Here is a 19553-nt window from a genome sequence, read left to right as displayed (position 1 = left end):
CCATGACGAACATCCAGGCGCGTGGCGCCGAACTCCGCCGACTCCACGACGCCCCGGAACTGCTCCAGGTCGTCAACGTCTGGGACGCGATCAGCGCACGCGTGATCGCTGAGCTGCCCGACACCCGCGCCCTCGCGACGGCCAGCCACTCCATCGCGGCGACGCTCGGCTACGAGGACGGCGAGAACATCCCGCTCGACCTCATGCTCGACATGATCGGGCGCATCGTCGCGACCACCGACCTCCCCGTCAGCGCGGACCTCGAGAGCGGATACGGAGACGCGGGCGAGACCATCCGGCGCGCGATCGGCGTGGGGGCCGTCGGCGCCAACCTCGAAGACCGGCTCCGTCCCTTCGATGAGGCGGTCGCCGCCGTGCGGGCCGCGATCCAGGCGGCGGAGGCCGAAGGCGTGCCGTTCGCCCTGAACGCCCGTACCGATGTGTTCCTCCGCGGCACCTTCCCGACCGACCACGAGAAGGTCGAGGAGGCGATCCGCCGCGGCCGCGCCTTCCTCGACGAGGGGGCCACCTGCGTCTTCGTCCCCGGCAAGCTGGACGAGCGGACGGTCGAGCAGCTCGTCGGCGGCCTCGGCGAGCGCAGGTTGAGCGTCATCGCCGTCCCCGGATCGGTCCCGCCGAAGCGGCTGGAGGAACTGGGGGTCGCGCGGGTCTCGTACGGGCCGTGGACGCAGCGGGTCGCCCTCACCGCCCTCAAGAACACGGCGCTCGAGCTCTACGCGGGCGGGGCGCTCCCACTCGGCACGGAGCAGCTCAACTGAGCCTCACCCGGGCCGTCTCGACCCTCCGGCGTAGGGTGAGGCCATGAGCGATTTCCGGGCGATCGTGATCGAGCAGCAGGTCGACGGCGGACGGATCACCGCCCACACCGCGGAGATCCGGCGGGTCACCGACGACTTCCTGATGCCCGGCGATGTGACGATCGACGTCGAGTTCTCCGACCTCAACTACAAGGACGGGCTGGCCGTCGGCGGGCGTCCCGGCGTCGCCCGCACCTCGCCGCTGATCCCCGGGATCGACGTGGTCGGAACGGTCGAGCGCTCGGACGACCCGCGCTGGCGGCCGGGCGACCGCGTGACTCTCAACGGCGCGGGCCTGGGCGAGAACCACCACGGCGGACTGGCGGAGAAGGCGCGCGTGAGCGGCGACGCGCTCGTCCGCATCCCCGACGCGATCACGTCGGAGCAGGCCGCCGCCATCGGAACGGCGGGCTTCACCGCGATGCTGGCCGTGCTCGCGCTCGAACGGAACGGCGTCGACCCGCGAGAGGTCGCCGAGCGCGCCGACAGCGTCCTCGTCACCGGGGCGGCGGGAGGCGTCGGCTCCGTCGCCGTCGCCCTGCTGGCGAAACTGGGTTACCCGGTCACAGCATCCACGGGCCGGGTGGAGGAGGCGGGCGACTACCTGACCGACCTCGGCGCCACCGCCATCATCGACCGGTCGGAGCTCGACGCCCCGGGCCGGCCGCTGCAGTCGCAGCGGTGGGCCGGCGCGGTCGACTCCGTCGGCAGCCAGACGCTGGCGACCGTGCTCGCGCAGACCCGCTACGGCGGGACGGTCGCCGCCTGCGGCTTGGCGCAGGGCCCGGACCTTCCGACGACGGTGCTCCCCTTCATCCTGCGTGCGGTCTCCCTGGTCGGCATCAACTCGGTGGATGCGCCGCTCGCCCTGCGCGAGACCGCCTGGCGCCGGCTCGCCACCGACCTCGATGAGGAGGCGCTCGCCGCGATGACCCGATTCGTCTCCCTGGCCGAGGCCATCCCGGCGGCGGAGGACATCCTCGCCGGGCGACTGCGCGGCCGGACGGTGGTCGACGTCCGCGCCTGACCGCGCCGTACGTTCGTTTCCGCGAGACGCCAGGCCGGCGGACGCTCCGCCCGGCGCACGCTGGGCCCGGCACACGCTCGGCCCGGCGAACGCTCGGCCCGGCGAACCCTCCGCCTCGCAGGACGCTCGATATGCTGGCGCCATGATCGTCGTCGCCACCGTCGTGGTCACCCTCGCCGCCGCCCTCCACATCGCGATCTTCTTCATGGAGAGCGTCGCCTGGACCCGTCCGACGGTCTGGCGCCGGTTCGGCGTCGCCAGCCAGGAGGCGGCCGACACGGTGCGGCCGATGGCCTACAACCAGGGGTTCTACAACCTCTTCCTCGCGATCGGCGCGGTCGTCGGCCTCGTCCTCTACGGGGTCGGCCAGCACGCGGCCGGTCTCGCGCTCATCATCTTCACGACCGCGTGCATGGTCGCGGCGGCCATCGTGCTGGTCACGACGGGGCGCGGGTACCTCCGCCCCGCGCTCATCCAGGGGTCGCTCCCGTTGATCGGGCTGGCCCTGCTGCTGATCGGGCTCGCGACCGGCCAGAGCTGAGTCTCAGCGGAGCTCCGGAGACACCGACTCCGGCAGCAGCCCGCGGCCGATCAGCCGGGAGCTCACCACCTGCACGGCCGGCGTCGCCACGGCGAGCGCCGCCCGCAGCGGTGCGGGCATCGGCTCCGGCAGCAGCCGGACGCCCTCCGGCCGCGAGATGGTGCGATGAGCCGCCAGCTGGATGCGCTGCATGGCCGCGACCGCGGGCATCCGCCGCCGCTGGATGCCGTCGAGCAGCCGCAGGTCGACCTCGGCATCCGACCCCGCCGCCGGCCCGAGCTCGCGGAGCGTCGCCGTCAGGGCGTTCGCGGTCGCGACCGCGTCCTGCACCGCATAGTTGACGCCGACGCCGAAGGCCGGGGACATCGCGTGGGCCGCATCCCCGATCGCGAGGTAGCCGTGCCGGTACCAGCGCGGCAGCCGGTCGATCTGCACGCTGAGCAGCTTGACCTGGTCCCAGTCCGTGACGGTCTCGAGTGCGGCGCGCAGGTGCGGCGCCGCGTCGATCACGGCCCGGCGGAAGGCGCCGAGGCCGCCCGCATGCAGCTCTGTGTAGCCGCCTTTGGGGATGATCAGCCCCGCCTGAACGTAGTCGTGGCGCTCGATCGTGACGACCATCCCGCCTCCGCCCACGTACGCGAGCGTGTGCGCGGGAAGGTCGTCCGGCTTCGGGATGCGGAACCACAGCACATCGATCGGCACTCCGAACCGGCGGGGCCGGAGCCCGGCCTGGGACCGCAGCCCGGAGGCGCGGCCGTCCGCCGAGACGGTCAGCCGGGCGCGGATCTCGACGTCGCCGTCCGGGCCGTGCGCCAGGACGCCCCGCACCGCATCCCCCTCCCAGAGCAGCTCCGCCGCCTCGGTCTGCATCAGCAAGCGGAAGTTCGGGTGACGCCGGGCGTCCTCCGCGAGGAAGTTCAGGAAGTCCCACTGCGGCGCGAGCACGAGGAAGTCGTCCGGCGGCGCGAGCCGGCCGAAGTCGATGGGGTGCAGGCGGTTGCCGTTCACCACCACGTCCAGCGCCCCGACGCTGGTGTGCGGGAGTCCGAGGAACCGCTCGCGCAGCCCCAGCTCGCCGAGCACGCCGATGGTCGACGGGTGGATGGTGTCCCCGCGGAAGTCGCGGAAGAAGTCGGCGTGCTTCTCGAGCACAACCACATCGACGCCATTGCGCGCCAGGATCAGGCCGAGCATCATCCCGGCCGGGCCGCCCCCGACGATGACGCACGTCGTCTGCAACGTCTCCATGGTCGGCAGCGTATCCTCCCGGCATGGCGATCATCGGGAGCATCCTCATCGCCGCGGCGGCGCTCGTGCACCTCGGGTTCTTCGCGGTGCAGAGCGTGCTCTGGTCAGGACCGGGCGTGTGGAGCAGGTTCGGCATCGGCTCCCAGCACGACGCCGACGTGGTGCGGCCCGTCGCGTACAGCCAGGGCTTCTACAACCTCTTCCTCGCGGGCGGGTCGCTGGTGGGGCTCGTGCTCTACTGGACCACGCTCCGCGATGTGGGGTTCGGCCTCATCTTCTTCTGCGGCGTCTGCATGGTGCTGGCGTCGCTGGTTCTCCTGACGATCGCCCGGCGGTTCTGGCTCCTGGCACTGGTCGAGGGCGGGATCCCGGCGATCGGCCTGATCCTGTTCGTCGTCGCCGAGAACAGCTGACCGTCAGTCGATGATGCCGTCGGCGGCGAGTTCGCTGCCGTCGACGCGGAGGGCCTCCACCAGGCGGGCGGCATGCGGCGTCGACACGATGACGCGGGAGTACTCCTCCCCGTCGAGATCGATCACCACCGCCGCGCGCTGCTTGCCCTTGATGAGCAGGAAGTCCTTGCCGCCGTGGAACTTCCACGTTCCGATCGACAGCGTCAGCGGGACGGCGGCCCCCGGCGCGCGGATACCGCGGATCCAGATCCACGGGTCCTCGGTGATGGCGACCGAGCGGATGCTGTCCCGCGGCACCACCAGATCCTCGCGCTTCATGGCCAGCACCTTCTCGGCCCGCGTGAGGTGGATCTCCAAGCGGTCGGGGTGAACGTGCAGATCGGCCATAGCTCTATCCTGCCAAGCCGGGCGGTCCGGATGGTCATAGGAATCTCACAAACGCATTACTTTCACTTGTGATCGGCCGCCGTGCCCGGCCATGTATCCTTCTCGTCGTGGCAACGCAGCGACGAACTCCGGGTTCGCAGACTTCACTTCGTGAAGCCAACCGAGCCCGCATCGTCGATGCCATCAAGAAGCACGGCGGCCTCACGCAGGTCGAGCTCGCCGGCGCGACCGGGCTCTCCCCCGCGACCGTCTCGAACATCGTCAAGGAGCTCTCGACCTCCGGCGTCCTGCACACGACGCAGAGCATCCGCTCCGGCCGGCGCGCCCAGCACGTCACCCTGGCGCACGCCCTCGGACTGGTCGTCGGCGTGCACTTCTCGACCAGGCACCTGCGGGTCGCCCTGGCGGATGTCGCCCACACGGTCGTCGCCGAGAACCACATGCCGCTCGCCCGGGACCACCGGGCCGACAACGAGCTCGACAAGGTCTCGCTGCTCCTGAACGACATGCTCGAGTCGGTGGATGCGTCCCGCGACGACCTGCTCGCCGTCGGCATCGCCGTCCCCGCCCCGATCGACCGCGCCAGCGGGACGATCGCCCGCAGCGGCATCATGCGCGGGTGGGACGGCGTCGTGATCGCCGAGTCGATGGAGCGGAGGATCAAGCGCCCGGTCTTCGTCGACAACGCCGCCAACCTCGCGGCGCTCGGCGAGTCGCGCTTCGGCGCCGGCCGCGGCAAGCGCAACACCATCACCATCGACGTCGGCGACGGGATCGGCGCGGGCCTTCTGCTCAACGGCCAGCTGTTCCGCGGCAACCACGGGGTCGCCGGCGAGTTCGGCCACACCACGATCCGCGAGAACGGACCGCTCTGCCGCTGCGGGAACCGGGGATGCCTGGAGGCGCTCGCGGGCGGCCCCGCCATCCTCGACGAGCTGCGCGACCACCTCGGCAGCCTCAAGCTCGGCGACGTCGTGCTGCAGGCGATGGCCGGGGATGCGCGCTGCATCCGCGCCATCGGCGACGCCGGACGCCACATCGGCGTCGCGACCGCGAACCTGTGCAATCTGATCGACCCGGAGCGGGTGATCGTCGGCGGCGAACTGTCGCGCGCGGGCGAGCTGCTGCTCGGCCCGCTGCGGCATGCGGTCGAGCGCTCGATCATCGTCAACCCCGACCTCATGCCGGACATCGTCCAGGCCCAGCTCGGGGTGCGCGCCGCGGCGCTCGGCGCGGTCGCCTACGCCGTCGACTGCGTCTCCCTCTCACCGGACGGCGTCTCGTACTGATCCTCCCGGCGGAGTGTCCCCCGAAGACGGTCCGAACCGTTATCGAAACCATTGTCTTCAACTCTTGACGCCAAACCCCCCGGCTGGCACACTCAACCCAGCCGCCAACGAAGGCGGTGCCGAATCGGAGGTTTTTCAATGAAGATCGCCACCAAGAGAGCGGTCATCGCGTCGGCCGCGATCCTGCTCACAGCCGTCACTCTCACAGCCTGTTCGAACGGATCCGGAAACGGCTCCGGCGGAGGAAGCACCGGCGACGCCGCAAACGCCCAGATCGGTCTGCTCCTGCCTGACTCGGTCACCGCCCGCTACGAGGCGGCGGACAAGCCCTTCTTCGAGGCGAAGGTCAAGGAGCTCTGCTCCGGCTGCAAGGTCCTCTATGCGAACGCCGACGGCGACGCCAGCAAGCAGCAGCAGCAGGCGGAGTCGATGCTCACCCAGGGCGTCAAGGTGCTCGTCCTCGACCCGTTCGACGGCGAGGCCGCCGCATCGATCGTCGGCGAGGCCAAGGCCAAGAACGTGCCCGTCATCTCGTACGACCGTCTCATCAACAGCCCGGACAGCGACTACTACATCTCGTTCGACAACGAGAAGGTCGGCCAGCTGCAGGGCCAGGCCCTCGTCGACAAGCTGAAGAAGGACGGCGTGCCCTCCGGCAGCGGCATCCTGATGGTCAACGGCTCGCCGACCGACAACAACGCGACCCTCTTCAAGAAGGGCGCGCACAGCGTCATCGACTCCAGCGGCTACAAGGTGCTCGCCGAGTACGACACACCCGGATGGGACCCCGCGAAGGCCCAGGACTGGGTGTCCGGCCAGGTCTCGCAGTTCAAGGACCAGATCAAGGGCGTCTACGCGGCGAACGACGGCACCGGCGGTGGCGCGATCGCGGCCATGAAGGCGGCCAACCTGAGCCCGCTCCCGCCCGTCACGGGTCAGGATGCTGAGCTCGCCGGCATCCAGCGCATCCTCGCCGGCGACCAGTACATGACCGTGTACAAGGCGCTCAAGCCGGAGGCCGAGAAGGCGGCGGAGCTCGCCGTCGACCTGACCAAGGGCAACAAGCCGAAGGGCGACACCACGGTCGACACCGCGGGCGGCGCGGCGATCCAGTCCTTCCTGCTGACCCCGGTGTCGGTGACGACGGACAACATCGAGAGCACGGTGGTCAAGGACGAGTTCTACGGCTCGGACTCGGCTGCCAAGATCTGCACCGCCGACTACAAGGCCGACTGCGAGAAGTACGGCATCAAGTAACCGATCGACGGATGCCCGGCCCGGACAGCGCCTCCCGCCTTCACAGCGGGGGGGCGCCCCGGGCCGGGTTCCGCTCTACCCTGAGAACAGGAAGCATGCTGCGCACAGCTCGAAGGAGAACGCCGTGACCATGGAATCCGCGATCGTGGACGAGGAGCGGTCCTCACGCCGCCCCGTCCTCTCCCTGCGGGGGGTCTCGAAAGGGTTCGGCGCCGTCCAAGCGCTCACCGACATCCACCTCGACGTCTACCCGGGAGAGGTCGTCGCCCTGGTCGGCGACAACGGCGCCGGCAAGTCGACGCTCGTCAAGATCCTCGCGGGCGTCCACCCGCAGGATGCGGGGACGATCGAGTTCGACGGCCAGGAGGTGAGCATCCCATCGCCCGCCGCCTCCCGTCAGCTCGGCATCGCCACCGTCTTCCAGGACCTCGCCCTGTGCGACAACCTCGACGTCGTCTCCAACCTGTTCCTCGGCCGCGAGATCAGCAAGGGCACGCTCGACGAGGAGGAGATGGAGAAGCGGTCGTGGAGCCTGCTCCGGCAGCTGTCGGCGCGCATCCCCTCCGTCCGCATCGCCGTCGCGTCGCTGTCCGGCGGCCAGCGGCAGACCGTCGCGATCGCCCGGTCGCTCATCGGCGACCCGCGCGTCGTCATCCTCGACGAGCCGACCGCCGCCCTCGGCGTCGCACAGACCGCCGAGGTGCTCAACCTCATCGAGCGGCTCCGTGAGCGCGGGCTCGGCGTCATCCTGATCAGCCACAACATGGCCGACGTCCAGGCCGTCGCCGACCGCGTCGCCGTGCTGCGGCTCGGCCGCAACAACGGCGACTTCCGCGTGCCGGAGGTCAGCTACGAGGACATCATCTCCGCCATCACCGGCGCGACCGACAACGTCGTGGTGCGTCGCGCCGAACGGCTCATGGAGGCCGAAGAATCCATCGAACGGAGCCCGGAAGCATGACCAAGGCACCAGAGACGCCTGCCGAACTGGCGGCGGACCTCCAGGACGAGCGGATCATCCGCGACGAAGGGCTCGGCGGCGCCGTCCGCGCCTTCGGGCGCCGGGTGCGCGGCGGCGACCTCGGATCGCTGCCGGTCGTCATCGGACTCGTCGTGATCTGGGTCGTGTTCCAGATCCTCAACCCCAACTTCCTCAGCGCGAACAACCTGGTCAACCTGACCCTGCAGTGCGCCGCGATCGGCACGATCTCGATCGGCATCGTGCTGGTGCTGCTGCTCGGCCAGATCGACCTATCTGTCGGGTCGGTGAGCGGTGTGGCGGCGGCCATCCTCGGCGTCGGCTTCACGCAGCTGCACTGGCCGCTCTGGCTCACGGTGATCGTCGCCATCCTCGCCGGTTCGGCGATCGGCCTGCTCTACGGCTTCCTGTTCACCCGGTTCGGCGTCCCGAGCTTCGTGATCACGCTGGCCGGTCTGCTCGGCTTCCTCGGCCTCCAGCTGTGGATCCTCGGCGCGAACAGCTCGATCAACATCCCCTACGACTCGTGGATCGTGAAGTTCGCGCAGCAGTGGTTCCTGCCGCCGTGGGCGGCCTACGCTCTGGCGGTCATCGCGGCGGGCGGGATGTTCTTCTCCGACTTCCGGCGCAACGTGCGACGCAGGAACGCGGGGCTCTCCGAGGGGTCGATGGCGGTCGTCGCCATCAAGGCCGCTCTGCTGCTCGTCGGACTGTGCATCAGCGTCTGGTACCTCTCCACCGACCGCGGCACGGGCGCCATGTTCCTGTTCTTCGTGGTGCTCGTCATCGTGATGAACTTCTTCCTCACCCGCACCCGGTGGGGACGCTCGGTCTTCGCCGTCGGCGGATCGGTGGAGGCGGCGCGTCGAGCCGGTATCCGGGTGAACCGCGTGTTCATCAGCGTGTTCATCCTCTGCTCGACGTTCGCGGCGGTCGGCGGCTTGCTCGCGGCCGCCCGCCTGGCGTCGGTGGGCGCGGGCTCCGGCGGAACCGACACCAACCTGAACGCCATCGCGGCGGCGGTCATCGGCGGAACGAGCCTGTTCGGCGGGCGCGGCTCCGCGTGGTCGGCGCTGCTCGGCATCCTGGTCATCCAGTCGATCTCGAACGGCCTGACGCTCCTCAACCTGGACTCGTCGTACCGCTTCATGATCACGGGCGCCGTCCTGCTGCTCGCGGTGATCATCGACTCGCTGTCGCGGCGCTCGAGGGCGTCGCACGGCCAAGCCTAGGGACTCCGGTCCCGTCCTCCGGGCGGGCGTGGGAGAGTGGTGGGATGACCCGGACCACCACCTTCCGCGCCCGCCTTCTCCGTTCGGGCGCGGAGCCGCAGACGGTGACCATCCGCTCATCGTCGGACGCACCGCCGCGCACGCTCCGCCGTGCCGCCGGCGGCGGTGGAACGCTCAACTTCGACGTCTACGCCCTGCTGGATGCGGACGGCTGGCCCGCGACAGCCACGTACACCTACGTCGAGTCCCTCTCGCGCGAACCCGCCGCTCCCGACGCCTGACGGACATCGAGTCGTGACTCGTTGCCGGAATCCGGGGTGAGTTGCGACATGATGTCGCAACTCGGCGGAGGGGCGGGGTCAGGCGGCGGGGGTGGCGGCGGCCGCGGCGCGGGCGGCCGCGGGGAGGGCGTTCAGGATGCGGTCGACGGCCGCGTCGTCGTGCGCCGCCGTGACGAACCACGCCTCGAACACGCTCGGCGGCAGCGAGACGCCCTGGTCGAGCATCGCGTGGAAGAAGGCGCGGTAGCGGTACGCCTCCTGCGCCTGCACCTCGGCATAGGTGCGCGGTGCCCGCTCGAAATCGCCGAAGACGACGCTGAACAGGTTGCCCGCGTGCTGGACCCGATGGGCGACGCCGGCAGCCGAGAGCGCCTCGGACACCGCCGACGACACCGTGTCGGCGACCGCGTCGAGGCGGTCGTACACGGCCTCGTCGGCGTTCGCCAGCGTGGCCAGCCCGGCGGCGACCGCGACCGGGTTCCCGGAGAGCGTCCCCGCCTGGTAGACGGGACCGGCCGGTGCGAGGAAGTCCATGAGCTCCGCGCGTCCGCCGAGAGCGGCCAGCGGCATCCCGCCGCCGATGACCTTGCCGAAGGTGACCAGGTCGGGCGTGTAGCCGCGGTCGAGCCCCCAGAAGCCGGCGTCGCTGACGCGGAAGCCGGTGAGCACCTCGTCGAGGATGAGCAGCGCCCCGAACTCGTGAGCGAGGTCGGTCAGCGCGGCGTTGAAGCCCTCGTCCGGCGGGACGACGCCCATGTTGGCGGCGGCGGCCTCCGTGATGACCGCGGCGATGTCGGGGCCCTGCGCCTCGAACACCGCGCGCACCGCATCCAGGTCGTTGTACGGGAGCACGATCGTCTGCGCCGCCGTCGCCTCGGTGACCCCGGCCGAGCCGGGAAGAGCGAGCGTGGCGAGACCGGAGCCCGCCTCGGCGAGCAGGCTGTCCGAGTGCCCGTGATAGTGCCCGGCGAACTTGATCAGCAGCGGCCGGCCCGTGAACCCGCGGGCGAGCCGGATGGCGCTCATCGTCGCCTCGGTGCCCGTGGACACCAGGCGCAGCTTCTCGACGAACGGGACGCGGCCGATCACGGCCTCCGCCAGCTCGGTCTCCGCGGGTGTGGATGCGCCGAAGGACAGGCCGCGCGCTGCCGCCCGCTGCACCGCATCCACGACGGCGGGATGCGCGTGGCCGAGGATCGCCGGACCCCACGACGCGACCAGGTCGACGTACTCGCGGCCGTCCGCATCGGTCACATACGGACCGGACGCCGACACGAGGAACCGCGGGGTGCCTCCGACCGAGCGGAAGGCGCGCACCGGCGAGTTGACCCCGCCCGGGATGACGCGCTGCGCCCGCTCGAACTGCTGCTCGTTCACGTCGTTCAACGCAGCCACCCGGCCACCTCCGTCGCCCAGTAGGTCATGATCGCGTCGGCGCCGGCACGGCGTGCGCCGATCAGCGTCTCCTCGATGATCCGGTCGCGGTCGATCCAGCCGTTGGCCGCCGCGGCCTCCACCATCGCGTACTCCCCCGACACCTGGTACGCCCAGACCGGGACGTCGCTGATCGCGGCGACATCGCTGAGCACGTCGAGGTAGCTGAGCGCGGGCTTCACCATGAGGATGTCGGCGCCCTCCTCCAGGTCCAGCCGCGCTTCCCGCAGGCCCTCGCGGCGGTTCGCCGGGTCCTGCTGGTACGCGCGCCGGTCGCCGGAGAGCTGCGAGTCGACGGCCTCGCGGAACGGCCCGTAGAAGCCGGACGCGTACTTCGCCGCGTAGGCGAGGATGACGACATCCGTGTGCCCGGACGCGTCGAGCGCGTCGCGGACCGCTGCGACCTGGCCGTCCATCATCCCGCTGAGGCCGAGCAGCTGAGAGCCGGCCTCGGCCTGGGCGACGGCCATGTCGCGGTAGCGGACCAGGGTGGCGTCGTTGTCGACGTGGCCGCGCGCATCCAGGACGCCGCAGTGCCCGTGATCGGTGAACTCGTCGAGGCAGAGGTCGGTCTGGACCACGAGGGCGTCGCCCACCTCGGCGGCGAGCACCCGGGTGGCGACGTTGAGGATGCCGTCCGGGTCGGTCGCTCCGGACCCGACGGCGTCGCGCGTCTCGGGCACGCCGAAGAGCATCAGCCCGCCGACGCCGGCCTCGGCGGCTTCGGCGGCCACGCGCCTCAGGGAGTCGAGGCTGTGCTGCGAGACCCCGGGCATCGAGGCGATCGGAACGGGTTCTGTTGCGCCCTCGCGCACGAAGAGGGGAAGGATCAGCTCGGCGGGGTGGAGGCGGGTCTCGGCTGTCAGCCGGCGCATCGCCTGCGACTGCCGCAGCCGTCGGGGGCGGATGACGGGATGCAGTTCACTCACTCACACGAGCCTACGCCCGCCGGACTGAGCGTCCTCCCAGAAGCTCAGTAGTCGTCGGCCTCCGCGGTCCGCGACTGGGCGACCTGCACGACGGCGTCGATCAGGGAGGCGGCCGTGCGCTCGGCGGCGACCACATCCACCCGCAGACCGAACGAGCGGGCGTCGCGGGCGGTCTGCGGACCGATCGCGGCGATCAGGGTCGACTCGGGGATGGGGCCGAGCTGCTTCTGCACCTGCTCCGCAACCGATCCGCTGGTCACCAGGATCGCCTGCACCAGCCCGTCGCGCACGTCGCTCACGACGTTCTCCGGCACGGGGACGCCGACGGTGCGGTAGGCGACGACCGACTCGACATCGTGGCCGATGCGGCGCAGCCCCTCGGTGAGGAGGGGCTTCGCGATCTCCGAGCGGAGGGTGAGGATGCGGAGCGGGAAGGCGCCCTGGGTCGCGGCCTCCCACTCGGCGAGCAGGCCGCGGGCCGAGTTGTCCTCCGACGGGACGAGGTCGACGTGGTACCCGGCGGCGGCGAGCGCTGCGGCGGTCGTCTCGCCCACCGCGGCGACCCGCGTCGAAGGCGGGACGACGGCTCGCTGGGCGCTGAGCACATCCACCGTCGTGGCGCTCGTGACCGTCATCCAGTCGAACCCGCCGTCTGCCAGCCGGGCGAGCGCCGCCTCGAGCGCCGAGGCATCCGCCGTCGGCGCGAAGTTGATCATTGCGGCGACGACCGGCGACGCACCCTTCGCACGCAGGTCGGCAGCGACGGAGTCGCCCCACGGGCCGCCGCGCGGCACGAGCACGCGCCAGCCGGCGAGCGGCTTCGGAGTCGGGGCGGTGTTCGTCATCGGTCGCTCCCGAGCGGTGCCAGCGACGCGGCCCCGGCCTCCAGCAGCTCGGCGACGACGCGGGCGCCCACATCCTCCGCGGCCTCCGCGAGGTGGGCGGCGCTCAGCGAGTCCGGGGTGGCGGCGTGGGATGCGGTGAGCTTCTCCGAGCCGTCCGGGCGGTACACGGTCGCGGTGAGGAAGAGCAGGCCGTCGTCGACGAGTGCCGTCGCGCCGATCGGAGCGGCGCATCCCGCCTCGAGCCCGGCGAGCACGTGCCGCTCGGCGACCACCGAGGCGTGCGTCGTGACGTGGTCGACGGCGGAGAGGGCGCGCGCGATCGGGCCGCGGCCCTTCTCGTCTCCGGCGCGGACCTCGAGCGCGAGAGCACCCTGACCCGGAGCCGTGGGGACGAGGGAGAGCGGGAAGTAGTCGGTCACGGCGTCGAGGCGGCCGAGCCGGGTGAGGCCGGCGGCCGCGAGCACCACGGCGTCCAGCTCGCCGTCGGAGACCATGCGCAGGCGCGTGTCGACGTTGCCGCGCAGGTCGACGACGTCGAGGTCGGGGCGCTGCGACTTCAGCTGGGCGACCCGGCGGGGCGATCCGGTGCCGACGCGAGCGCCATCCGGGAGGTCGTCGAGCGTCAGTCCGTCGCGCGCGGCCAGGGCGTCGCGGGCGTCAGCGCGCTTCGGCACCGCGCCGAGGACGAGCCCGGGAGCCGGAGCCGTCGGGAGGTCCTTCAGGGAGTGCACGACGAGATCGACTTCACCGGCGCGCAGGGCGTCGCGCAGCGCGGTCGCGAACACCCCGGTGCCGCCGAGCTGCGCAAGCGACTCGCGCGACGTGTCGCCGTGGGTGGTCACCGTGACGAGTTCGACATCCACGCCGGTGGCGCGCGCGATCGACTCGGCGACCGCCGTCGTCTGCGCGACCGCCAGCGCGCTGCCCCGGGTGCCGATGCGCAGCACCCCGTCGCGGCGCTCGGCGGCGCCGTCGACCCTCGTCACGGTCCCGCTCACGGCGCGAGCCCCGCAGCGGCGGGCTTGAAGCCGAGCCGGACGTTCTCGCAGCAGCCCGGCCGGCACACGTCGTACCAGGGGCCGAGCGACGTCATCGCCGGGCGCTGGTCGACCGGGACGGCGTCGCGACGCTCGAGGACCAGGTCGACCAGGCCCTTCACGTACGCCGCGTGGGTGCCGGGGGTCGGGACGCGGACGGCGACCAGGCCGTTCTCGTCGCTCGTCTCCATGGCCTCGTTGTCGAGGTCCCAGAGGACCTCCATGTGGTCGCTCACGAAGCCGAGCGGCACGATGACGACGGCCTTGATCCCGAGCGCGGGGAGCTCGGCGATGCGGTCGTTGATGTCGGGCTCCAGCCACGGCATCGACGGGGGGCCCGACCGGGACTGGTAGACCAGATCCCAGCCGACGGTTCCGCCGGTGGCGGCGTGCGAGACGACCTCGGCGACCGCGAGGTGCTGGGCCGCGTAGGCGCCGCCCTCGCCGAAGCCGCGCTCGGCCGGACCGGACTTCGCCGCGTCGGTCGACGGGATCGAGTGCGTCGAGAACAGGATGCGCACCTCGGTCGCCGGGTCGATGCCCGGAAGCTTCTGCTGCAGCTCGCCGATGGCGTTCTTCACACCCTCGATGAACGGCTCGACGAAGCCGGGGTGGTCGAAGAACTGGCGCACCTTGTCGATCTGGATGCGCCCGTCCAGTCCCGTCGCCTCCAGAGCGCCCGCGAAGTCCTCGCGGTACTGGCGGCAGCTGGAGTACGACGAGTACGCGCTCGTCGCGATGGCGATCAGCTTGGTGAAGCCGCGCTCGTCGGCCTCGCGGAGCGCGTCGGCGAGATACGGGTCCCAGTTGCGGTTGCCCCAGAGCACCGGCAGGTCGATGCCGCGCTCGGCGAGCTCCGCCTCCAGCGCGGCCTTGAGCTCGCGGTTCTGGTCGTTGATGGGGCTGACGCCGCCGAAGTGGCGGTAGTGGTGCGCGACCTCTTCGAGACGCTCCTCCGGGATGCCGCGCCCGCGCGTGACGTTGCGGAGGAACGGGATGACGTCGTCCTGCCCCTCCGGACCGCCGAAGCCGGCGAGCAGGATGGCGTCGTAGGCGGTCGGCTCCGTCACGTGCTCGGGGCCGGCGGCCGCGGCCGGGGTCGCCCCCAGCACCCGCTGGTCGGTCTGCGCGTCCGTCACTGCAGGACCTCCACGACCTCGGCCGGCTGGATGCGGCGACCGGTGAAGAACGGGACCTCTTCCCGTACGTGGCGACGGGCCTCGGTGTAGCGGAGCTCGCGCATCATGTCGACGAGGTCGGTGAGCTCGTCGGCCTCGAGCGGCAGGATCCACTCGTAGTCGCCGAGCGCGAACGAGGCGACGGTGTTCGCGAGCACCGACCGGAAGGCGGCGCCCTTTCGGCCGTGCTCCGCGAGCATCTTCGAGCGCTCCTCATCGGGCAGCAGGTACCACTCGTAGCTGCGCACGAACGGATACACGCAGAGCCATTCCTTCGGCTCCTTGCCCCGGAGGAAGCCGGGAACGTGGGCCTTGTTGAACTCGGCGTCGCGGTGCACACCCATCGCGTTCCAGGTCGGGAGCAGCGCCTTCAGCAGGCGCGTGCGGCGCAGCTGGCGGAGTCCCCACTGCAGCGCCTCCGCCTCGGGTCCGTGCAGCCAGATCATCACGTCGGCGTCGGCGCGGAGGCCCGAGACGTCGTAGAGCCCGCGCGTGGTGACGTTCTGGAGTTCGAGGTCGGCGATCACACCTTCGAGCTCGGAGACGGCGGTCGGCACGTCGGTGCCGTCGAGGTCGTCCGGTCGGGCGGGATCGCGGCGCAGCACAGCCCAGAGGGTGAATCCGGTCGGGGTGTCGCTGGGGGTTTCGGGGGTGGTCGACTCTGCCGGAACGGCAGCCGGGGTACTCATACCCACAGTCTCCCTCTCAAACCTGAGAAGGCCAAAAACGCGGGGGCGCTCACCGGCGGAGGAGACGGACGACGCCCCAGACCGTTCCGGCGGTCACGAGGGCCACGGCGACGGAGATCCCGACCAGTGCGAGCGGGTTGTCCTGCCGGAGACGCGCGAGCCTCTCGGCGGTGCGCTTCGGCACGTTGAGCTTGTATTCGATCGCCTCGACCGTGGCGGCGAGCTCGGCCCGCGCCCGGTCGACGTCGCTGCGGTCAGTTGTCATACTTCCCCAGTCCCTTCAGCGCGTCGGCGTCTTCCTTGATGCTGGCGATGGTCTGCGATGGCGCGACGCCGTCCATCTTTTTGAACGACCGGACGCCGACCAGCGCCAGAATGACGGCGAGCACGACCAGGGCACCGAACACGATGAGCGCGGCGGCCCATCCCGGAAGCGCGACCGCGATGCCCAGGATGGCCGCGGCGACCAGCGTCGCGAACGCGAAGAAGAGGAAGAAGGCGGCGCCGGCCAGCAGCCCTATGCCGATGCCGGCATACTTCGCCTTCTCGGCGAACTCGGCCTTGAGGTGCGCGAGCTCCGCCTTCAGCAGCTCGACGATCAGGCGCGGAAGATCGGAGATCAGCTGCACCAGTGGTCGCGCCTTCGCACGGTCGGCGCGAGCACGGTCTCCCGGGGTCGGAACGGGCCGCGGTCCGGACGCGCCGGCAGCGCCTGCGGCTCCCCGCTCAGGGTCGGTCATCGGCGTCTCCCCTCGTCGCTTCCGTACAGTACTCCGGTCAGGACGACGTGTCGCTGCGCCCGTCGCCCGCGCGGATGGCCGCCTCGGCGGCAGGAGACGGATACGGAGCCCGCGCCTCACGACGACGGCTGTTCGCCTGCACCACGAGCTTCTTGACGGTGATGTACACGGTCTCCGGGAACTCCCCGACCTTCCGGGACACGAAGTCCTCCGCCGCGTGCACCTGCTTCTGCACCGCAGGCGACTCCCAGGCCTTCGCGGCCGCGGCCTTCAGCTGGTCGTAGCGTTCGCGTCCGGCTCGGGCGCCGAGCACGTAGCCCACCGCCGCTCCGGCGACGAAGAGGAGTTTGCCGCGCATTCCGTCTCCTAAGTGTCGAGTCCCTGTTCGGTGGCCGAGTTGTCGTCCGCCTGGAGGGCGGCCGTCAGGGCCTTCCAGCGTAGACCTCTCGCGCGCTCGGCTGCCCGGCGCGCATCCGGGATGACGGAGGCGAGGCCTGTACCGGTCAGCCAGGAGCCAGTGACCTCGAGACCCTCGACGCCGTCGACCTCGGTGCGGACCCGCTGGATGCGTTCCCGCTGCCCCACTGTCGCATACGGGAGGGCGTTCGTCCAGGGGGTCCTGGCGAATGCGGTCACGCTGGATTCCGCGATCGGAATATTGAGCAGCCGGGAGGCGTCGGCCACCGCGACGGCACGGAGTGCCGCGTCGTCGAGCTCCCGGGTCTCGGCGGGCCGGCCGGCTCGGCCGTAGGAGAGCCGGACGACGTGGTGCCCGTCTCCCGCCGCCTCCGCGACCCACGCCCACTTCGCGCTGGAGTGGGTCATGGCCTTCGCGCGCACGTCCGTCCCCGGCATATCCGCGACGAGCACGCCCGTGCCGACCGAGGAGGCGGCGAGGCGGTCGTCGGCGACGACCAGCGTCACCAGTTCGACGCTGGAGGCCGCGGGCCAGTCGAGCTCTCCCAGCCCGGCGAGCGCCGGATCGAGCGAGGAGAGCAGACGGAGCGAGTCGTCGGCCGGAGAGGCGAGCACGACGACGTCGGCCGGGAGCGTGTCCCCGTCGGCCGTCCGCGCGATCCATCGGGCCGGGCGAGCAGCCTCCGCGTCCGCAGCCGTCTGCGCCGGCGCCGTCGGCTCGCTGTCCTCCAGCGACTCGGCCAGCACCGCCTCGATGACCGCCCGCGCCGTGTCCTCGGCGTCCGGCGCGCTCCACCGCTCGATCGTCTGCACCGGCGCGCCCGTGCGCACGACGCCGCCGCGCGCGCGGATGTCCGCGGCGAGCGCCTCGGGCAGCCGCCACATCCCTCCACGGATGCCGCCGACGGCGCTGCCGGCCTTCGACGCCGACCGCAGCTCGCCGACCGCGCCGGACAGCGAGCCGAGACGGGTGAGTGCCGAGTTGAGCCCGGGGGCGACGACCTCGACGTCCAGGTCGTCCGGGGCGGCCGAGTACACCCCGGTCACGACCGGCGCGACGAGGAGGTCGAGCACCCCGCTGCCCATGCGCTTGCGGACGAGGGTTCCGAGACGGCGCTCCGTGCCGATCTTGAGCACGGGCATCAGGCGGTCCAGGTAGGCACGCAGGGCGCCAGGCCAGCCGATCGCCGCGACGACGTCCTTCGCCAGGGGCGAGCTCGGGATGCCGAGCAGCCCGGCCTTCGGAAGCGGAACGGAACGGCTCCCGTGGCGCACCCAGGCGCCGGAGGGGTTGGGCTGCACGATGTCGTCGCCGAGGCCGAGATCGGCGAGCAGTTCGGCGACGTGACCGCCGCGCGTGGCGAAGCTCTCGGCTCCCGCGTCGAGCGTCATCCCGGCCAGCGGGAGCGGCGCGACACTGCCGCCGACGCGGTCCGACGCCTCGAGGACCGTCACCTCGAAGCCCGGCCGGGCGCACTCGCGCGCGGCGACCAGGCCGGCCATGCCGCCGCCGACGACGACGATCCGGGTGGGCGGCGCCTCGACCGCGTGGCGGATCTCCTCGCCGATGTCGGCGCCCGGCTCCGTGGGATCGCCGGGCGTCGTGCCCTCGCCGCTCACTCCGGTCGCCACCCGTGCACGAGCTCGACGACGCGGGTCAGGACGGTGGGGTCGGTCTCCGGCGGGACGCCGTGGCCCAGGTTGAGGATGTGCGCCGGCGCCTCCCTGCCGCGGTCGAGCACGTCGCGGACGTGCGCTTCGAGCACCGGCCATGGCGCGTCCAGCATCGCCGGGTCGACATTGCCCTGCACCGGGACGACGTGCCCGAGGCGACGGCTGGCCTCGTCGAGCGGGATGCGGTAGTCGACGCCGACCGCGTCCGCCCCCACCTCGTGCATGGCCTTGAGCAGCTCGCCGGTGCCGACGCCGAAGTGCACGAGCGGAACGTTGCGGACGACACCGTCGAGCGCAGGCTCGGCGTCGCCCGCGGCGGTCGCGGCGCGCGGCAGCTCGTACGCCAGGTCGCGGACGTGCGACAGCGCCCGCGCCGAGGCGGGGGCGACGTGCGTCACGTAGTCGTGGAGCGACAGCGACCCCGCCCACGAGTCGAAGAGCTGGGCGGCGCTCGCCCCGGCGAGCACCTGGGCGCGGAGGAAGGCGCCCGAGATGTCGGCCGTCCACTCCATGAGGCGCGCCCACGCCTCCGGGTCGGCGTGCATGAGGGTCCTCGCGCGGATGTGGTCCTTCGACGGGCCGCCCTCGACGAGGTAGGCGGCCAGCGTGAACGGAGCGCCGGCGAAGCCGATCAGCGGGGTGCTGCCGAGCTCGGCCACCGTCAGCCGGACGGCCTCCTGGATGGGCGCGAAGACGCGGTCGTCGAGCGACGCCGGGTCGATCGCGGTCAGGCGCTCGACGTCCGCCGCCGTGCGGACGGCCTGCGCGAACACCGGGCCCTTGCCCGGCTGGATCTCCACCTCGACGCCCGCGAGCTTGAGCGGGACGACGATGTCGCTGAAGAAGATGCCGGCGTCCACCCCGTGGCGCCGCACCGGCTGCAGGGTGATCTCGCTCGCCATCGCCGGGTCGAGGCACGCGTCGAGCATCCGCGTGCCGACGCGCAGTTCGCGGTACTCGGGCAGCGAGCGTCCCGCCTGACGCATGAACCAGACCGGGGTCACCTCCTGCCGTTCGCCCTGGTAGGCCCGGACGAGGGGGCTGGAGGCGGTGAGGCCGGCGGCGAGGGGATGGTCGGAGGCGAGGGTGGTCACTACACGATTGTGCCAGGGCCATCCCGCGAGAACGCCCGGCTGAA

General features: G+C 71.6%; 22 protein-coding genes. 9 read left to right on the top strand and 13 right to left on the bottom strand.

The features are described from left to right. Positions 1-2 precede the first annotated feature (2 nt). The 3 genes from BJ963_RS15355 to BJ963_RS15345 all read left to right on the top strand — a co-directional run bounded on the left by BJ963_RS15355 (position 3) and on the right by BJ963_RS15345 (position 2386). Positions 3-779, top strand: a complete 777-nt coding sequence (locus tag BJ963_RS15355; protein ID WP_179457418.1) for an isocitrate lyase/PEP mutase family protein — start codon at positions 3-5, stop codon at positions 777-779. A 43-nt stretch (positions 780-822) separates the two neighbouring features. Beyond that, on the top strand, positions 823-1845 hold the full coding sequence (locus BJ963_RS15350; RefSeq protein WP_179457417.1) for an MDR family oxidoreductase: 1023 nt from the start codon (positions 823-825) through the stop codon (positions 1843-1845). A 142-nt stretch (positions 1846-1987) separates the two neighbouring features. Beyond that, positions 1988-2386, top strand: coding sequence for a DUF1304 domain-containing protein (locus BJ963_RS15345; RefSeq protein WP_179457416.1), 399 nt, complete (start codon positions 1988-1990; stop codon positions 2384-2386). Positions 2387-2389: 3 nt separating this feature from the next. Here the strand turns inward: BJ963_RS15345 and BJ963_RS15340 are convergent, their stop codons facing one another. Beyond that, positions 2390-3634, bottom strand: a complete 1245-nt coding sequence (locus BJ963_RS15340; protein ID WP_179457415.1) for an FAD-dependent oxidoreductase — start codon at positions 3632-3634, stop codon at positions 2390-2392. A gap of 23 nt (positions 3635-3657) precedes the next feature. Here BJ963_RS15340 and BJ963_RS15335 point away from each other — a divergent pair, with 23 nt between their 5' ends. Beyond that, positions 3658-4047, top strand: a complete 390-nt coding sequence (locus tag BJ963_RS15335) for a DUF1304 domain-containing protein (protein ID WP_089915664.1) — start codon at positions 3658-3660, stop codon at positions 4045-4047. 3 nt (positions 4048-4050) lie between these two features. Here the strand turns inward: BJ963_RS15335 and BJ963_RS15330 are convergent, their stop codons facing one another. Continuing rightward, positions 4051-4434: a hypothetical protein gene (locus BJ963_RS15330; RefSeq protein ID WP_089915667.1), complete on the bottom strand. Its 384-nt coding sequence runs from the start codon at positions 4432-4434 to the stop codon at positions 4051-4053. A 107-nt stretch (positions 4435-4541) separates the two neighbouring features. Here BJ963_RS15330 and BJ963_RS15325 point away from each other — a divergent pair, with 107 nt between their 5' ends. The 5 genes from BJ963_RS15325 to BJ963_RS15305 all read left to right on the top strand — a co-directional run bounded on the left by BJ963_RS15325 (position 4542) and on the right by BJ963_RS15305 (position 9472). Beyond that, complete coding sequence (locus BJ963_RS15325) at positions 4542-5723, top strand: ROK family transcriptional regulator (RefSeq protein ID WP_089915670.1); 1182 nt, start codon at positions 4542-4544, stop codon at positions 5721-5723. 138 nt (positions 5724-5861) lie between these two features. Continuing rightward, positions 5862-6980, top strand: a complete 1119-nt coding sequence (locus tag BJ963_RS15320) for an ABC transporter substrate-binding protein (protein ID WP_179457414.1) — start codon at positions 5862-5864, stop codon at positions 6978-6980. Positions 6981-7110: 130 nt separating this feature from the next. Continuing rightward, on the top strand, positions 7111-7941 hold the full coding sequence (locus tag BJ963_RS15315) for an ATP-binding cassette domain-containing protein (protein ID WP_089917068.1): 831 nt from the start codon (positions 7111-7113) through the stop codon (positions 7939-7941). Further along, positions 7938-9191 carry a sugar ABC transporter permease gene (locus tag BJ963_RS15310; RefSeq protein ID WP_089915676.1) on the top strand — a complete coding sequence of 418 codons (1254 nt, stop codon included), beginning with the start codon at positions 7938-7940 and terminating at the stop codon, positions 9189-9191. The genes BJ963_RS15315 and BJ963_RS15310 overlap by 4 nt, the downstream gene beginning before the upstream one ends. A 44-nt stretch (positions 9192-9235) precedes the next feature. Beyond that, positions 9236-9472, top strand: a complete 237-nt coding sequence (locus tag BJ963_RS15305) for a hypothetical protein (RefSeq protein ID WP_089915679.1) — start codon at positions 9236-9238, stop codon at positions 9470-9472. 78 nt (positions 9473-9550) lie between these two features. On the opposite strand, the gene hemL is transcribed toward BJ963_RS15305, so the two are convergent. The 11 genes from hemL to hemE all read right to left on the bottom strand — a co-directional run bounded on the left by hemL (position 9551) and on the right by hemE (position 19509). Continuing rightward, complete coding sequence (gene hemL, locus BJ963_RS15300) at positions 9551-10867, bottom strand: glutamate-1-semialdehyde 2,1-aminomutase (protein WP_179457413.1); 1317 nt, start codon at positions 10865-10867, stop codon at positions 9551-9553. After that, entirely contained in the window at positions 10855-11781 is a 927-nt protein-coding gene (hemB, locus tag BJ963_RS15295; protein ID WP_246298347.1) for a porphobilinogen synthase, read from the bottom strand. The genes hemL and hemB overlap by 13 nt, the downstream gene beginning before the upstream one ends. A gap of 98 nt (positions 11782-11879) precedes the next feature. Then, the gene (locus BJ963_RS15290; protein WP_179457412.1) at positions 11880-12680 is read right to left on the bottom strand and encodes a uroporphyrinogen-III synthase; all 801 of its coding nucleotides are present in this window, start codon (positions 12678-12680) and stop codon (positions 11880-11882) included. Next, a complete protein-coding gene (gene hemC, locus BJ963_RS15285; RefSeq protein ID WP_179457411.1) occupies positions 12677-13678 on the bottom strand; it encodes a hydroxymethylbilane synthase in 1002 nt (333 codons plus the stop codon). Before hemC ends, BJ963_RS15290 begins: the two co-directional genes overlap by 4 nt. Further along, on the bottom strand, positions 13675-14856 hold the full coding sequence (locus BJ963_RS15280; RefSeq protein WP_179457410.1) for a ferrochelatase: 1182 nt from the start codon (positions 14854-14856) through the stop codon (positions 13675-13677). The genes hemC and BJ963_RS15280 overlap by 4 nt, the downstream gene beginning before the upstream one ends. Next, positions 14853-15584 (bottom strand): hydrogen peroxide-dependent heme synthase, encoded by a 732-nt coding sequence (gene hemQ, locus BJ963_RS15275; RefSeq protein ID WP_179457409.1) that lies wholly within the window; start codon positions 15582-15584, stop codon positions 14853-14855. The genes BJ963_RS15280 and hemQ overlap by 4 nt, the downstream gene beginning before the upstream one ends. 49 nt (positions 15585-15633) lie before the next feature. Beyond that, positions 15634-15849, bottom strand: coding sequence for a DUF3618 domain-containing protein (locus BJ963_RS15270; RefSeq protein WP_179457408.1), 216 nt, complete (start codon positions 15847-15849; stop codon positions 15634-15636). Then, entirely contained in the window at positions 15839-16324 is a 486-nt protein-coding gene (locus tag BJ963_RS15265) for a phage holin family protein (protein ID WP_179457407.1), read from the bottom strand. The genes BJ963_RS15270 and BJ963_RS15265 overlap by 11 nt, the downstream gene beginning before the upstream one ends. 37 nt (positions 16325-16361) lie before the next feature. Further along, positions 16362-16682 carry a hypothetical protein gene (locus BJ963_RS15260; protein WP_089915700.1) on the bottom strand — a complete coding sequence of 107 codons (321 nt, stop codon included), beginning with the start codon at positions 16680-16682 and terminating at the stop codon, positions 16362-16364. 8 nt (positions 16683-16690) lie between these two features. Continuing rightward, complete coding sequence (locus BJ963_RS15255; RefSeq protein WP_425484724.1) at positions 16691-18373, bottom strand: protoporphyrinogen/coproporphyrinogen oxidase; 1683 nt, start codon at positions 18371-18373, stop codon at positions 16691-16693. Then, positions 18358-19509 (bottom strand): uroporphyrinogen decarboxylase, encoded by a 1152-nt coding sequence (gene hemE, locus BJ963_RS15250; RefSeq protein ID WP_179457406.1) that lies wholly within the window; start codon positions 19507-19509, stop codon positions 18358-18360. Before hemE ends, BJ963_RS15255 begins: the two co-directional genes overlap by 16 nt. Positions 19510-19553: the final 44 nt, after the last annotated feature.

Source organism: Leifsonia soli, assembly GCF_013408745.1.
Taxonomy (GTDB): Bacteria; Actinomycetota; Actinomycetes; order Actinomycetales; family Microbacteriaceae; genus Leifsonia; species Leifsonia soli.
The sequence above is the reverse complement of the archived record's forward strand: the minus strand, read 5'-3'. Positions and strand labels throughout refer to the sequence as shown.